The organism is Stutzerimonas stutzeri (genome assembly GCF_024448715.1).
GTDB lineage: Bacteria > Pseudomonadota > Gammaproteobacteria > Pseudomonadales > Pseudomonadaceae > Stutzerimonas > Stutzerimonas stutzeri_AR.
The window spans coordinates 107656-123097 of the sequence record NZ_JAMOHZ010000007.1; the positions used below are offsets into that span (position 1 = coordinate 107656).

Annotated in this window: 13 protein-coding genes and 1 pseudogene; 13 read left to right on the top strand and 1 reads right to left on the bottom strand. The window is 61.8% G+C overall.

The window, feature by feature from the left end:
- Positions 1-200 precede the first annotated feature (200 nt).
- The 12 genes from NAV33_RS16085 (at position 201) to NAV33_RS16140 (ending at position 13290) form a co-directional block, all read left to right on the top strand.
- On the top strand, positions 201-1160 hold the full coding sequence (locus NAV33_RS16085; RefSeq protein WP_255981829.1) for an AAA family ATPase: 960 nt from the start codon (positions 201-203) through the stop codon (positions 1158-1160).
- Positions 1160-2131, top strand: a complete 972-nt coding sequence (locus NAV33_RS16090) for a DUF58 domain-containing protein (RefSeq protein ID WP_255981831.1) — start codon at positions 1160-1162, stop codon at positions 2129-2131. The genes NAV33_RS16085 and NAV33_RS16090 overlap by 1 nt, the downstream gene beginning before the upstream one ends.
- The gene (locus tag NAV33_RS16095) at positions 2128-2625 is read left to right on the top strand and encodes a DUF4381 domain-containing protein (RefSeq protein ID WP_255981833.1); all 498 of its coding nucleotides are present in this window, start codon (positions 2128-2130) and stop codon (positions 2623-2625) included. The genes NAV33_RS16090 and NAV33_RS16095 overlap by 4 nt, the downstream gene beginning before the upstream one ends.
- Positions 2618-3634, top strand: coding sequence for a vWA domain-containing protein (locus tag NAV33_RS16100; RefSeq protein ID WP_255981835.1), 1017 nt, complete (start codon positions 2618-2620; stop codon positions 3632-3634). The genes NAV33_RS16095 and NAV33_RS16100 overlap by 8 nt, the downstream gene beginning before the upstream one ends.
- On the top strand, positions 3631-5367 hold the full coding sequence (locus NAV33_RS16105; RefSeq protein WP_255981837.1) for a VWA domain-containing protein: 1737 nt from the start codon (positions 3631-3633) through the stop codon (positions 5365-5367). Before NAV33_RS16100 ends, NAV33_RS16105 begins: the two co-directional genes overlap by 4 nt.
- Positions 5364-6986 (top strand): BatD family protein, encoded by a 1623-nt coding sequence (locus tag NAV33_RS16110; protein ID WP_255981839.1) that lies wholly within the window; start codon positions 5364-5366, stop codon positions 6984-6986. The genes NAV33_RS16105 and NAV33_RS16110 overlap by 4 nt, the downstream gene beginning before the upstream one ends.
- A 305-nt stretch (positions 6987-7291) precedes the next feature.
- Positions 7292-8512, top strand: a complete 1221-nt coding sequence (locus NAV33_RS16115; RefSeq protein WP_255981841.1) for a CmpA/NrtA family ABC transporter substrate-binding protein — start codon at positions 7292-7294, stop codon at positions 8510-8512.
- A 13-nt stretch (positions 8513-8525) separates the two neighbouring features.
- Positions 8526-9110: an ANTAR domain-containing response regulator gene (locus tag NAV33_RS16120; RefSeq protein ID WP_255981843.1), complete on the top strand. Its 585-nt coding sequence runs from the start codon at positions 8526-8528 to the stop codon at positions 9108-9110.
- Positions 9111-9207: 97 nt separating this feature from the next.
- On the top strand, positions 9208-9378 hold the full coding sequence (locus NAV33_RS16125; RefSeq protein ID WP_255981845.1) for a hypothetical protein: 171 nt from the start codon (positions 9208-9210) through the stop codon (positions 9376-9378).
- A 114-nt stretch (positions 9379-9492) separates the two neighbouring features.
- Complete coding sequence (locus NAV33_RS16130; RefSeq protein WP_255981847.1) at positions 9493-9936, top strand: thioesterase family protein; 444 nt, start codon at positions 9493-9495, stop codon at positions 9934-9936.
- A 374-nt stretch (positions 9937-10310) separates the two neighbouring features.
- The gene (locus tag NAV33_RS16135) at positions 10311-11522 is read left to right on the top strand and encodes an MFS transporter (protein ID WP_255981849.1); all 1212 of its coding nucleotides are present in this window, start codon (positions 10311-10313) and stop codon (positions 11520-11522) included.
- A gap of 94 nt (positions 11523-11616) precedes the next feature.
- Positions 11617-13290, top strand: a complete 1674-nt coding sequence (locus NAV33_RS16140) for a bifunctional protein-serine/threonine kinase/phosphatase (RefSeq protein ID WP_255981851.1) — start codon at positions 11617-11619, stop codon at positions 13288-13290.
- 60 nt (positions 13291-13350) lie between these two features.
- Here the strand turns inward: NAV33_RS16140 and NAV33_RS16145 are convergent, their stop codons facing one another.
- The gene (locus tag NAV33_RS16145; RefSeq protein WP_255981853.1) at positions 13351-13662 is read right to left on the bottom strand and encodes a methionine biosynthesis protein MetW; all 312 of its coding nucleotides are present in this window, start codon (positions 13660-13662) and stop codon (positions 13351-13353) included.
- Positions 13663-14126: 464 nt separating this feature from the next.
- Between NAV33_RS16145 and NAV33_RS16150 the strand changes: the two are divergent.
- A pseudogene (locus NAV33_RS16150) lies at positions 14127-15347 on the top strand (NAD(P)/FAD-dependent oxidoreductase); the annotation flags it as partial.
- Positions 15348-15442 lie beyond the last annotated feature (95 nt).

The following is a 15442-nucleotide window of genomic DNA, read 5'->3' on the forward strand; positions in this document are numbered from 1 at the left end:
CCGTCGCGGCCGCGACGAAACGTCAACAGACCCTAGCAGCCTGACAAGCGCCGATCATCGGCGGCGCTACCCCATTCACAATCGCGGCGGGCCAAGCGAGCATCGGCGCCGAGAGTGCAATACAATCGCACTCCCCGGCCTCCGGGCTTCCGGAGACGGCGTATCGCCGCCTGGCCGTTTCTCAAGTATCGGGAGCCGTGATGGACCACCGTGAAGCACTCGTCTCGTTGCGCCAGTTCCTCTCCAGCCAGATCTTCGGTCAGGAGCGGCTGATAGAACGCCTGCTCATCGCCCTGCTAGCTGACGGACATTTACTGGTCGAAGGTGCTCCGGGGCTGGCCAAGACCCGCGCGATCAAGGAGCTGGCGGGAGGCCTCGAAGCCGAGTTCCATCGCATTCAGTTCACCCCCGACCTGCTCCCGGCGGACATCACCGGCACAGAAATTTATCGCCCGGAAACCGGCAGCTTCGTTTTTCAGCAAGGTCCCATCTTTCACAATCTGGTACTGGCGGACGAGATCAACCGCGCCCCGGCAAAGGTCCAGTCGGCGCTGCTCGAAGCCATGGCCGAGCGCCAGGTCAGTATCGGTCGCAGCACCTATGATCTATCACCGCTGTTTCTGGTGATGGCAACGCAGAATCCCATCGAGCAGGAAGGCACCTACCCACTGCCCGAAGCGCAGCTCGACCGCTTCCTACTGCACGTAAAACTCGGCTTCCCCGATGCATCGGTGGAACGGCGCATCCTGCAGCAGGCACGCGGCGAAGCCATCAACGGCGAAACCCCTCCGGAACATCGCGTTTCGCAGCAGGCTATTTTCGCTGCGCGAAAGGAAATTCTCGGCCTGTACATGGCCGATGCGGTGGAGGAATACCTGGTGCAGTTGGTCATGGCGACCCGCACGCCCGCCAAGTTCGACGCCGAGCTGGCCGGCTGGATCGCTTACGGCGCCAGCCCGCGTGGCTCGATATCGCTGGACCGCTGCGCCCGTGCCCATGCCTGGCTGGCGGGTCGTGATTTCGTCAGTCCGGAAGATATTCAAGCCATGCTGTTCGACGTGTTGCGCCATCGCCTGATTCTTTCATTCGAAGCGGAAGCCGCCGGCATCGATCAGGATCGCGTTCTGCAACGCATCCTTGATGTGGTCGCGGTGGCCTGATGCAACTTTCACCGACTGTCGGCAACGGCCATGCGCCGCCCTCGCCCGGTGACGGGATACGTGTGAGCCTGGCCGAGCTGATCGACATTCGCCATCGAGTCAGGGAGGTGCCCTTGTTTTCAAGTCCGCACCGGCGCGGTCAGCTGGTCGGCCTGCATCACTCCAAGCTCCGCGGGCGTGGTGTGGACTTCGATCAAGTGCGTATCTATCAGGCCGGCGACGATGTTCGCACCATCGATTGGCGAGTGACGGCACGAACCCAGGAGCCCCATACCAAGCTGTTCCACGAAGAGCGCGAGCGGCCCATTTACATTCTCGTAGAGCAGAGCCCCCGGTTGTTTTTCGGCAGCGGTATAGCGTTCAAATCGGTACTCGCCGCCCAAGCTGCCAGCCTTGTCGGCTGGGCCGCGCTGAGTCATAACGACCGAGTCGGCGGTTTGGTTTTCGGCCATGGCGAACAGCACGAGATCAAACCGCGACGCAGCAAACAGAGTCTGTTGCAGCTGCTAGATCGTCTGGCCCGGGCAAATACCGGGCTGTCCGCAGACCAGAACAGCGACCCGGATTCGTTCGGCCTGGCATTGAGACGTGCCCGCGAAGTGTTGCGTCCCGGCAGTCTGGCGGTGATCGTCTGTGACGAGCGCACCCTCGGCGATGCCGCCGAACAACAGCTGACATTACTCGCGCGCCACGTCGATCTTTTGTTGATGCCAGTCTTCGACCCGCTCGACCACGCCTTGCCTGCCGCCGGCCTGCTGCGTTTTGCTCAGTTCGGCGCACGGATGGAGCTGGACACTCATGATGCGGCCCTGCGCCAGACCTACCGCCGCCAGGGCGAAGCCCGCAGCGCACGCTGGCAGCGCTTGGCTGATCGCCTGCGATTGCCGTTGATGCCGCTGAATGCCCAGCATGAGCTGGTAGATCAGCTGCGCGATCACCTCAGCGTGCAGCATCCCGGAGCGCGCCGATGAGCTCGCTCGATCAACTCGAACCTTTGATCACACCGCCGCCGGTTGTCTGGTGGCCACCAGCGCCCGGCTGGTGGTTTCTTGCAGCGCTGAGCCTCGGCATTCTCTTGCTGGTGCGCTTGCGGCCTTGGCGGCGCTGGCAACGAGACGAAGTCGACGACAGCACAGAGGCGGACATCGAGCCTCAGCGCCATGTCGCGCTGATCGAACTCAGTCAGCTGAACAAGCCCTACGATGGGCAGCCGGCAAACCAGTGGTTGCAACAACTCAACGCGCTACTCAAGCGCCTTTGCCGAATCCGCTATCCGGACGATCATCCGCACACGCTCAGCGGTCGCGCCTGGCTGGCGTTTCTCGATAGCCGCTGCCCAGCCGCCGGCCTCACTCGCTGGATGGTTCTGGTCGAAGGAGTTTACCGCGCCGAATGCCGGCTGGATGACAAGGCCATTCAGGGCCTGGAACAGGCCGTGCAGATCTGGATTCGCAAACATGTTTGAGCTGGCGTGGCCGTGGATTTTCCTGCTATTTCCGCTGCCCTGGCTGCTGCGCTGGTTGCTGCCGGCCGCCGACAGTGGCGATGCTGCATTGAAGGTCAGCTTCCTCGGCGAGCTGGAGTCGCTGGCGGGCCGCCGCGCCGCCGTCGCGCTGCCCTCGTGGCGCCAGCAGTTGCCATATCTGGTGGTCTGGTCGCTGCTGCTGTTTGCCGCCGCCAGACCACAATGGCTCGGCGAGCCTTTGCCGTTGCCCACCAGTGGCCGTGATCTTCTGTTGGCGGTGGATGTGTCCGGATCGATGGACTATCCCGACATGCAATGGCAGGGGGACGAGGTCAGCCGTCTGGAACTGGTCAAGCAGTTGCTCGGCGACTTCATCATCGAGCGCCGCGGCGACCGTGTTGGCCTGATCCTGTTTGGCAGCAAGGCGTATCTACAAGCGCCGCTGACCTTTGACCGTCAAACCGTGCGCACTTGGCTCGACGAAGCTGTCATCGGTATCGCCGGTAACAACACGGCTATCGGCGATGCCATCGGGCTGGCGGTCAAGCGCTTGCGCGAACGTCCCGCTAAAAGTCGAGTACTGGTGTTGATTACCGATGGTGCCAATAACGGCGGTGAGGTCGATCCGTTGCTGGCTGCACGCTTGGCGGCGGATGAAAGTGTAAAGGTGCATACCATTGGGATCGGCGCCGATGCGCAAACCAATGGCGTGCTCAATCGTTTCGGGTTCAACGCCGGTGCCGAATTGGACGAACCGACCCTGCGAGCCATCGCCGAGCAGACCGGGGGCGAATACTTCCGAGCACGCTCGAGCGAGGAGCTGAAGGCGATCGGCGCCACCCTCGATCAACTCGAACCCGCCGCACAACAGCCGGCAAGGGCTCGCGTCGCCGAAGCGCTTTATGTCTGGCCACTGTCGGCCGCCCTACTGATCAGTCTGCTACTGGTAGCAAGCAGACTCTGGCAGCTGTCGTTTCAGCGCCTCGGCCGGCGAGGAGATCGTCCGTGAGCGAGTTGCTACCGCATTTGCTTCGGCCGTTCTGGCTGTTGATCCTGCCACTGCCGATCTGGTTACTGTGGCGTCTCTGGCATCGTCAACGACAGATCGGTCGCTGGCAGCGCCTGTTACCCGAAGCTTTTCATGCAGCTTTGCTGACCCGCGGCAAGCTGCGCAATAGCAGGCGGCCATGGTTACTGCTCGGCTTGGCCTGGCTGCTTGCCTGCCTGGCATTACTGGGGCCGAGCTGGCAACACGCTGAACAGCCCAGCCTGTCACGCGCCGACCCTCTGGTTGTGCTACTCGATACGACGCCCGCGATGCTCGCTGCCGATGTCCGTCCCAACCGCCTGGAACAGGCCAAACGCAAGATCCTTGATTTGCTGCACACCCGTCAGGATGCCCAAACCGCCGTTGTCGTGTTCGCCGGCAGCGCTCACACGCTGGTGCCGCTGTCCAACGATATCGCCACGACACAGAACCTCCTGGCTGCACTGCAGCCGGAGCTGATGCCGGAACCCGGACATCGAGCGAACCTGGCGGTGGCACAGGGAATCGAACTGCTCGAGCAAGGTGCCCGCGGACGCGGCCGGTTGCTTCTGATCGGTAGCAGCCTGGACAAGCAAGAACGCTCAGCGATCCGCACGCTGCTCGACAATAGCGACCAGCAATTGCTGATACTCGGCATCGGCACCGAGCAAGGCGCTCCGATCGCCACGGAAGATGGCAGCTTTCTCAAGGACGACAAGGGCACCATTCTAATTCCGCGCCTGGACGACAACGCGATGGGCCGGTTCGCCGCAGATATCGGAGGGCATTACCAGCATGTACGGATCGACGACGCAGATTTGGACAGCCTTGGTCTGCTGGAGCGCAGAGGAGCGCTACTAGCAAAGGATGACACCACCCGACTCGACGCCTGGCTGGATCAGGGCCACTGGCTGTTACTGCCCTTGTTGTTGCTGGCAGCCTGCGCCGGGCGCCGCGGCTGGCTGTTCTGCCTGCCCCTGATCATCTTCTTGCCGCAGCCGGCTAACGCGCTGAGCATGGAGGACTTATGGCTACGGCCGGATCAGCAAGGCATGCGTCTGCTGGAGTCCGAGCGTCCAACCGAGGCCGCCGAGCGATTCGAAGATCATCAATGGCAAGGGTTCGCTCGCTACCAGGCCGGTGATTTTGCAGGCGCCGTTGAGCAATTTTCCAAAGACGATACCGCCACAGGTCACTACAACCGCGGTAACGCGTTGGCGCGCAATCAGGAACTGGAGGCCGCCATCGAAGCCTATGATCAAGCGCTGGCATTGGATCCAGAGCTGAAGGCGGCCCGTCGCAACAAGGCCATCGTCGAAGAAATCCTGCGTCAGCGCCAGCAACAGGCACAGCAGAACGAAACCTCAGCAGATCAGGCCGAGCAGGATGCACCGCCTGATGCCACGCAAACGCAGCAGACACCTTCGACCCAAGGCGCTGCTGGCTCGGCGCCTGAAGCAGCTGAAACCGCCGAGCAGGAAGATGCCAGCGGTAATGTCAGTCAAGATGCCAATCCGGCTCCAGAGAAGACGCCCACTGAGGCAACGCAAAGCGATACAGACGCGACGCTTGCTCAGGCCCAAGAGGCTTCCGTCGATCCCGAGCAAGACCAGGCGATGAATCAGTGGCTGCGCAAGATACCCGACAACCCCGGCGAACTGCTGCGCCGAAAGTTTCTCTACGAACAACGCAAGCGCCAGGAAATGAATCAATGATGCGGCTGATGACACTGGTGTTTCTGCTCCTGCTCGCCTGCCAGGCAAGCGCCTCGATACTGGTCGCACGGGTCGACCGTACCCAGCTGAGCCTGGACGAAACGGTCGAGCTGACGCTTGAGACCAACGACGTCACCGTATTCAGCAAGCCGGATCTGCAACCGCTCGATAATCTGTTCAAGGTATTCGGTACCCGTCAGGTCAATCAGCTGTCCGGTGCCAATGGCGAGGCACGTGCCATCACTCAATGGTTGATCACGTTGCAACCGCGGCAGGCCGGCTACGTGGTGATCCCGCCGCTGCAGCTGGGCGACTGGAGCAGCGAACCCATTACCTTGCATGTCAGCGAATCCAGCGCGGAGGGCAGTGACAAGCTTGCACCGATATTCATCGACGCAAGCCTCGATCAGGACAGCGTCTACGTGCAGGCGCAGGTCGTCCTGACCCTGCGCATCTACCATTCGGTTTCGCTCTATGACGACAGCACGCTTTCGCCCTTGCAGATGAGCGATGCATTGGTCGAGCGCCTGGGCGAACCGCGCACTTATGAAAAGGACATCAACGGCATTCGCCATGGCGTGATCGAAATTCGCTATGCGCTGTTTCCGCAAAAGAGCGGCACGCTGACCATCCCTGCGCAGCTGTTCAGCGCCACCACGGTGGCTCCCTCGAACGGTGACTATTATGGCTCCCGCTTCGGCAGATCCATGCAGGTCAAATCTCCCACCATTCCACTGCTCGTCAAACCCAAGCCGGCCGAATATCCCGCCGATGCGCCCTGGCTGCCAGCAAGCAATCTGACCTTGGTCGAAGCCTGGAGTCCCGACCCGCAGGACGCAGAGCTCGGCGAGGCGCTGACACGCAGCCTTCTGTTGAAGGCAGAGGGTCTGACTAGCACACAGCTGCCGCCAATCGAATCGCCGCAGGTGACAGGGCTGCGCCGCTATTCCGATCAACCGAGCCTGAATAACGAGGTCACCGACAACGGGGTCAGCGGCAGCCGCGAGCAGCGCGAGGCATTGGTGGCGGCGCGAGCCGGGGACCTTCTACTGCCCGCCGTGGAGCTGGTCTGGTGGAACACCACCGAGGATCGACTGGAGCGCAGCACACTGCCCGAACGGGCGCTGCACGTGGCAGAAAATCCAGACATTCAGCAACCGACGATCGAGTCTCCCGATGCTCCGCAATCGCGTGATCAAGCGCGGCTGTGGCCCTGGCAGTTGAGCAGCGCAGTGCTGGCCCTGAGCACCCTGCTCGGCTTCGGTTTGTGGTTGCGCGCGCGCAGCCAGCCAGCCGTGATCCGAACCGTCCAGTCCGGCCCGACGCCGCGCAGCCTGCTCGATGATCTCAAGCGCGCCTGCCTGGCTAATGACACCCAGGCGACGCGCCACGCTCTTGATGCCTGGGCCCGCCAGCAACCCGAGACGCTGGCTGATATGGCCGCGCGCTTCGTACCGCTATCCGATGCCCTCGATGGGCTCAACGGTGCGCTCTACAGCGAGACCGGCCAGCGCTGGCAGGGCGAGGCGCTGTGGCAGGCCATCCAGAATTTGCCGACAGCGCAACCTGCCAGCGTTGAGCAAGAAACAGGTGCCTTGCCGCCGCTATATCCGCGCTGAAGCTCGCTGCGCTTTTCACGGCTGCTCCAGACCGTAAGCCGAATCCTCGGCTGAGCGCGACCCAACCGTCAGCCGCACCGGCGGATCGTGCGCCGGATCGATACTTTCCCCGGTCCTCTAAATGGGTGTCACCAAGACACCTTGGTTCAATGGGTTGCACCTATCCACGGGGCCGCTGGATCGTCGGTGAGATGGCATGGAGGTATTTGGCATATGGCTTGCTTCGCCAGAGTCATGGTCCTCCAGCGTGTCCGGTCGTTCATACGGCGACGACGCGCCTTCGCATGGCAAAGGTTTTTCTCAGCATGACCGATCCCAACACGCCGCCCCGCTCCGACGCCCTGGCCTGGGTGGCTGGCAGCGACGCGCCAGAAAAGCATGTCGTCAATCTTGGTTTCATGGCTCTGACCGATGCCGCGTCGTTGATAGTTGCTGCCACTCAGGGTTTCGCCCAGCCATACGGGCTCACGCTCAACCTGCGTCGACAGCACTCCTGGTCAAACCTGCGCGACAAGCTGGTCGAGGGCGAGCTGGACGCCGCGCAGGGTCTGTACGGACTGATCTATGCCATGCACCTGGGCATTAGCGGCGGTGCGCCCGTGGACATGGCCGTGCTGATGGGGCTGGCCCAGAATGGGCAAGGCATTACTCTATCCAGTCGTTTGAAAGCGCTTGACGTGACCAATGCCGAGGCGCTCGGTAAATGCGTGCGCCAGAGTGGTGCGAAAATCACGCTTGCCCAGACGTTTCCCACCGGCACACATGCGCTCTGGCTTTACTACTGGCTGGCGGCCCATGGCATCCATCCCTTGAACGATGTACGCACATTGGTGGTGCCGCCATCGCAGATGGTTGCTCATCTACAAGCTGGTCGTATCGACGGATTTTGCGCGGGCGAGCCGTGGGGGGCGCAGGCAATTGAAGAAGAGATAGGTTTCACCCTGGCCACCAGCCAGTCGATCTGGGCCGATCATCCTGAGAAAGTTCTGGGCTGCACGCGCACGTTCGTCGAGGCCTATCCGAATACCGCTCGAGCGCTGATCATGGCGGTTTTGGAGGCCAGCCGTTTCATCGATCAAAGCCAGACCAATCGGCGCAGCGCCGCACAACTTATCGCCAGCAACGAATACATCAACGCACCGCTCGCTGCCATCGAGCCACGCTTCCTCGGTCAGTACGAAGACGGGCTCGGGCACGCCTGGCAGGACAAGCACCCGTTGCGTTTCTTCGGTAACGGCGAGGTGAACATGCCCTACCATTCCGACGGACTCTGGTTCATGACCCAACTCCGCCGCTGGGGGCTGCTGCGTGAAGATCCGGACTATCTTGCCGTAGCGCAGAGCGTGCAGCAGACCAGTCTTTACCGCGACGCGGCGACCGCCTTGAACGTTCCGGTACCGGACTCATCCATGCGTAGCGCCGTATTGATAGATGGAAGCCACTGGGACGGCAGCGACCCGGCCGGATATGCACGCAGTTTCGCCCTGCACGCTCTGACTGATGCCGCCACGCCCGGCATTTTGTGAAAAGGAGACAGCCATGCTTCGTGTTCTCCTGATCGACGACACCCCGCGCAAAGTTGGTCGCCTGCGGGCCGCCTTGAACGAGGCCGGATTCGAAGTGATCGAAGAATCCGGCCTGACCATAGACCTGCCCGAACGGGTCGAGTCCATACGCCCCGACGTGGTGCTGATCGATACCGACTCGCCCGGCCGCGACGTGATGGAGCAAGTGGTGATGGTCAGTCGCGATCAGCCGCGCCCCATCGTCATGTTCACCGACGACAACAACCCCGACGCCATGCGCCAGGCGATCCGCGCAGGCGTCAGCGCCTATATCGTCGAAGGCATTCAGGCTCAACGCCTCAAACCGATCCTGGATGTGGCGATGGCCCGCTTCGAAAGCGATCAGGCCATTCGCGCGCAGCTGCATGCCCGAGATCAACAACTGGTCGAGCGCAAGCGCATCGAGCTGGCCAAGGGCATGCTGATGAAAATGAAAAGCTGCAACGAGGAAGACGCCTATACGTTGATGCGCCGCCAGGCCATGAGCCGCCAGCAAAAGCTGATTCAGGTAGCCGAACAGATCATTGCCATGAACGAGCTGCTTGATCGGTCGCATTGACAACGCACAACGCCTGCGGACGGAGGGGTGCTGAACAGCACGCGGCTCGATCCGATGCACTCCAAACGCCGGTCGAACATAAAGATGGAGAGATGAGATGGCCATGATCGCGACCTTCGTAATCGCCTGCCTGTTGGCATTGCTCGGTCATTATCTGAGTCGGATTGCCAGCGCCCGACATCATCAGCGACTCGAAGCCTTGCAAGCCAAAGCGAAGCGCGGTCTACAACAGCTGGCGGAGCCTTCGCCTCAGCACAACGAGCAGTGAGAACTATCGCGGCTCTTGTCGCGAGCAGGGGCGCTCGCGCTACGCCCCGTATCAGCTGTAGCGGGCTAGTCGCTACGTTAGAATGCGCATCTTCGATCACCAGCCGAGCAATTCATGGCCCGCCTCGCCCTGCACTTTCCAGAAGACCAGTTCTGCTTCACGACCCAGCAGACCGTACGCATCACCGATATCAACGCCGCTAACCATTTGGCCAACGACTCGATGATCTCGATGATTTCCGAAGCCCGCGCGCGCTTCCTGTTCGCTTACGGCATCGCCGAAACCACTAAGGACGGCTGCGGCATCATCGTCACCGACCTCGCCACTACCTACAAAGCCGAGGCTCATGCGCGCGACGTGCTGCTGTTCGAGGTCGGCGTGATGGACTTCAACAGGTACGGCGGTGACATCACGTTCCGCATCACCCGCCCGGCTGACGGCACGCTGATCGCCATGGCCAAGTCGGGCTTCGTTTTCTTCAACTACCGGGACAAAGGGGTAGTGCCGATGCCCGGCGAGTTCGACGCAAAATTCCCCAAGGTCAACCGCATTTCCTGATCGCTCCAGGACCTCTCGGAAACGCTTCAAATCGACGCACCGCATCGTGGCGGTGCGCCTTTTTCATCCAGCCTCTACTGCTCCAACCGCCGCGAAGCGCCCGAAAGCAGCGGGCCGACCGGTTGGCACAGCTCCTGCTTTGCAATCGGCAGGTAGCCAACGGCGGTTACTTACAGACATGACAAAGGCGTCGCGTCCCCCCGTTCGAACTGACGGGGGTTCGCGGCGCCTTTTTTGTTGCCCCGTTGACACGGGCGCGTGCAGCACCGACCCGCTGCTCGCAATAGATTTCGCGCTGTCGCCATCGGCCGACAGCACCGCGTTCTCCGGCGGCCATTCGGCACGTCGGTTCTACTTGTCTTGTGAGGTGTTCGATGAATACGAGTTTCTGGAAAGCCGGTCACACGCCAACGCTCTTCGCCGCCTTTCTCTATTTCGATCTCAGCTTCATGGTCTGGTACGTGCTCGGCCCGATGGGCGTGCAGATCGCCGCCGACCTCGGCCTGACCACTCAACAACGCGCCTTTATGGTCGCTACGCCGATCCTTTCTGGCGCTGTCTTACGCCTGGTGCTGGGCATGCTGGCCGACCGTACCTCACCGAAAACGGCCGGGCTTTTTGGCCAGATCGTAGTCATCGCCGCTCTGTTCGTGGCTTGGTTGAATGGCATCCACAGCTACGAACAGGCATTGCTGCTCGGCCTGTTCCTCGGCATGGCCGGCGCCTCCTTCGCGGTGGCGCTACCGCTGGCCTCGCAGTGGTACCCACCGCAGCATCAGGGCAAGGCCATGGGCATCGCCGGTGCGGGCAATTCCGGTACCGTGCTCGCGGCGCTGTTCGCGCCAGTGCTGGCCACGATGTTCGGTTGGAGCAACGTGTTCGGCCTGGCGCTGATTCCGCTTGTGCTAACCCTGATTATCTTTGCCAGTGTCGCGAAGAACGCGCCGAACCGCCCCGCGCCCAAATCTTTCGCCGATTACATGAAGGCGCTGGGCGACCGCGACAGCTGGTGGTTCATGTTCTTCTACAGCGTGACCTTCGGCGGCTTCCTCGGCCTGGCCAGTACCCTGCCCGGCTACTTCCATGATCAGTACGCCTTCGACCCGGTCAAGGCCGGCTATTACACCGCCGCCTGCGTGTTCGCCGGCAGCCTGCTGCGCCCGCTTGGCGGCGCGCTGGCCGATCGCATCGGTGGTATCCGCTCGTTGCTGGTGATGTACACCCTGGCGGCCGCTTGTCTGTTCATCGTCGGCTTCAATCTGCCTAGTTCCATCGCTGCATTGGCACTGTTCGTCGTCGCCATGCTCAGCCTCGGTGCCGGTAATGGTGCGGTGTTCCAGTTGGTGCCGCAGCGCTTCAGCAAGGAAATCGGCGTGATGACCGGGCTGGTCGGCATGGCTGGCGGTATCGGTGGCTTCCTGCTCACCGCCGGTCTGGGTGCCGTCAAGCAAACCACCGGCGACTATCAGCTGGGCCTCTGGCTGTTTGCCAGCCTCGGTGCGCTGGCCTGGTTCGGTCTTTATGGCGTCAAGCGTCGCTGGAGAACTACTTGGGGTTCGGCCGCGATGACTGCCGCGCGGGTCTGATCGACGCCACCTAAGCTGGACCAACGAAGGCAAGCCACGCGGCTTGCCGCCTTTTCATTTCATCGCTCAAAGCTCGCTGTCCGGAGTCTCGCTCATGCCCCTGCAACTGTCCTTCGGCGAGGCTACCGCCACCGGGCCGCGCGACGAAAATCAGGATGCCCTACGCATCGTCACGCCGACACCGGGGCTTGCCGCCAGTAAAGGTGCGTTGTTCGCCATCGCCGATGGGGTCAGCCAATGCGCGGACGGCGGACTGGCGGCACGGGCCACGTTGCAGGCGCTGGCTACCGACTACTACGCCACTCCGGAAACCTGGACCGTGGCGCAGTCGCTCGACCGCCTGCTTGTCGCGCACAACCGCTGGTTGCAGGCCAACGGTAACGGGCAACCGTTGCTGACCACCTTGACGGCGCTGGTGTTGCGCGGACGCCGCTTCACCCTTGCCCATGTTGGTGATTGCCGGGCTTACCGCTGGCACGGCGGAAATCTGCAGCGGCTGAGCGAAGACCACGTATGGGACCAGCCAAACATGCAGCACGTGCTCAAACGTGCCATGGGGCTGGATCAGCATCTGGTAGTGGATTATCTGGATGGTGAGCTGCATCTCGGCGAATGCTTTCTGCTGCTCAGTGATGGTGTCTGGGCGAGCATCACCGAAGGCGATATCCAGAATGTACTCCGCGACCAGGCGGATCTTTCCAGCGCCGCGCAAACCTTGGTTAATCTCGCCCATCAGACCGGCAGCCAGGATAACGCCAGCGCCTTGTTGCTACGCGTCGAGGAGCTACCCGACGCAGCACTGGCCGACTCTCTCGCGCAACTGAGCGACTGGCCGCTACCGCCCAAGCTGCGCCCAGGACAGGCGTTCGAGGGCTGGATTGTCGATGCGTTGCTGGCCGAGTCGCGGCAATCGCTGATCTACCGGGTCAGCGACCAACAGGGCCAGCCCTGGCTGTTAAAGACGCTGCCATCCAGCCGGCATGACGAACCCGAAGCCGGCCCGGCATTGCTTCAGGAAGAATGGTTCCTGCGCCGGGTCGCCGGCAAACATTTCCCGGAAACCCATGGTTTGCCGCAGCGCCAGCATCTGTACTACGTGCAGCGCGAATACAGCGGCGCAACCCTCGCCCAGCACTTCCTTCAGCGGGGGCCGATGGAGCTGCCCGACTGGCGGCAACTGGCGCCGCGCCTGGTCCGCGCGCTGGGCATGCTGCATCGGCGCAACATCCTGCATCGCGATATAAAACCGGAGAACTTGCACTTGGGCGACGACGGCGAGCTACGCCTGCTGGACTTCGGTCTGGCGCACTGCCCCGGTCTGTCGCAGGATCAACCGCACAGCCTGCCGGGCACCCCGAGCTATCTGGCGCCGGAAGCGTTTACCGGCGCACAGCCAAGTCGCGAGCAGGATCTGTACGCGGCGGGCGTTACGCTCTATTACCTGCTCACCGGGCATTACCCCTACGGTGAAGTGGAAGCCTTCCAGCGTCCGCGCTTTGGCACCCCGGCGCCAGCCAGCCGCTATCGCCCCGACCTGCCGGTGTGGCTGGATGAGATGCTCAAGCGCGCCGTTGCGGTTGAACCGAAGCAGCGATTCGAGACGGCCGAAGAGTGGTTGCTGACCCTGGAACAGGGTGAGCGGTTGGCCGCCAGTACATCGATGCGGCCGCTGCTCGAGCGTGAACCCTTGAAGGTCTGGCGAACCCTGGCATTGATATCGCTGCTGCTAAACCTGGGACTTCTGGTCTGGCTGGGCAAAGGGGCCTAGTCGGCTCCGGCGACGCATGCATCGCCAAGTGCAATCCAATGGCGCTGATCTTGGCCTGCCTCAGCGCCGAACGATCAGTCCCTGGCGCGCCACACGAGTCAACTCACGCACGCACTCATCGAGACGTTCGGCAGTCGGCGCCTGGACGACAGCGAGGTCGAAGCTGTTCGCGGCGAAATGGGCGAGTGACTGGTCGGCGCTGGTGAAGTGGACAAGAAAGGCATGAGGTTTTCCCCAGCGCTTCGGCCAACCGTCGAGGTATCGCAACAGCGATGGCTGATGATTGCCACCGAGGAGAATTTTCGGATTGCTTCGGACAAACCCGCCGGTGATCGGGGCTAAACGGATAGGGGAGCGCTGCGGTGCATTCATTCTGGAAATTCCGCCTCAAGAATTCCGCTGGGCAGCGGTGGGAGGCGACACCGAACCAGCGCTTTAGCGGTATTTCGAAGCCTTCGGCTCCAGGCGCCCCGCAAGTAGCTGACTAAATCGGCGCAAGGGCAAAACAATAGAAAAGCCCGACGGCCATTGTCAACGAAAACATGCTCGGAGCTGCGTGGCTCTGCACCAGCGATGCGCGAGCCGCATCATATGGGGGCACGAAACGGCCGGAGCGCACTCCTCCCAGGGCTTGAAGTCCATGAATTCCGGCAGGATTGGAATTGGCATATCCCCTGCAAAGCAAACCCAACATAAAGCACGACCTTCAACGGAGAAGGTCAGGCTGCATCAGATACAGGACAAAGGCGTCCTCACTGGGTTACCGGTGGGACGCCTTTTTTTGTTGGATTTTCTACAGCCAGGCGTGACCGGCCACTGGCTCGGCGGAGACTCGCATGAAGAAGCTCAAGCTTGTGATGATAGGCAACGGCATGGCCGGGGTACGTACCTTGGAGGAATTGCTCAGACTCGCCCCCGAGCTCTACGAAATTACCGTTTTCGGTGCCGAACCCCATCCCAACTACAATCGAATTCTGCTTTCGCCAGTGCTGGCCGGTGAACAAACCTTCGATGAGATCGTACTCAACGACCTCGACTGGTACGCCAAGCACGACATCCGTTTGATGCTCAATCGCAAGGTGACTCAGATCGATCGGGTCAGGCGTCGAGTCATAGCCGAAGATGGCAGCGAAGCCGAGTACGACCGACTGCTGATCGCCACCGGCTCGAGCCCGTTCATCCTGCCGATTCCTGGCAATCAACTGGACGGCGTGATCGGTTACCGCGATATCGCTGACACCCAGGCCATGATGAATGCCGCCCGAACCCATAGTCATGCCGTGGTGATCGGCGGAGGCCTGCTTGGGCTGGAAGCGGCCAACGGGCTGAAGCTGCGCGGCATGGACGTCACGGTGGTGCATCTGGGCGAGTGGCCGATGGAGCGGCAACTCGACAAGACCGCCGGGCGCCTGCTGCAAGGCGCGCTGGAAGCGCGGGGCCTGAGCTTCAGACTGAAGAAGCAGACGTCCGAGCTGATCGGCAATTATCAGGGCCAGGTAGCCGCCGTGCGCTTTACCGATGGCGAGGTAATTCCAGCTGATCTGGTGGTGATGGCGGCAGGCATCAGCCCCAACAGCGAACTGGCCGAAGCATGCGGCCTGCCCTGCCGCCGCGGCATTCTGGTGAACGACACGCTGCAAACATTCGATCCGCGAATCTATGCCGTCGGCGAATGCGCCAATCACCGAGGCACCGCCTACGGACTGGTCGCGCCGCTATTCGAACAGGCCAAGGTCTGCGCCAACCACCTCGCGATGCTCGGCTTCTCGCGCTACCTGGGTTCCGTGACCTCGACGAAGCTTAAGGTGACCGGTATCGATCTGTTTTCTGCCGGCGATTTCATGGGCGGTGAAGGCACCGAGACCATCACGCTCTCCGACCCAATCAGCGGCGTCTACAAGAAGCTGGTGATCAAAGACGACGTCCTGGTCGGCGCCTGCCTCTATGGCGACACCGCTGACGGCAGCTGGTACTACAGCCAGGTGCGCGAGAACCAGAACGTCAGCCAGATCCGCGACCACCTGATGTTCGGCGCGGCCGGCTTAGGCATGGCCGGCTTAGGTGCGGCTGGTCTTGGCGATTCCACGACGCCCCAACCTGTCCATCTGTAGACCCGTTTGCACCCACCACAAACAAACCGCGAGCCGCACCC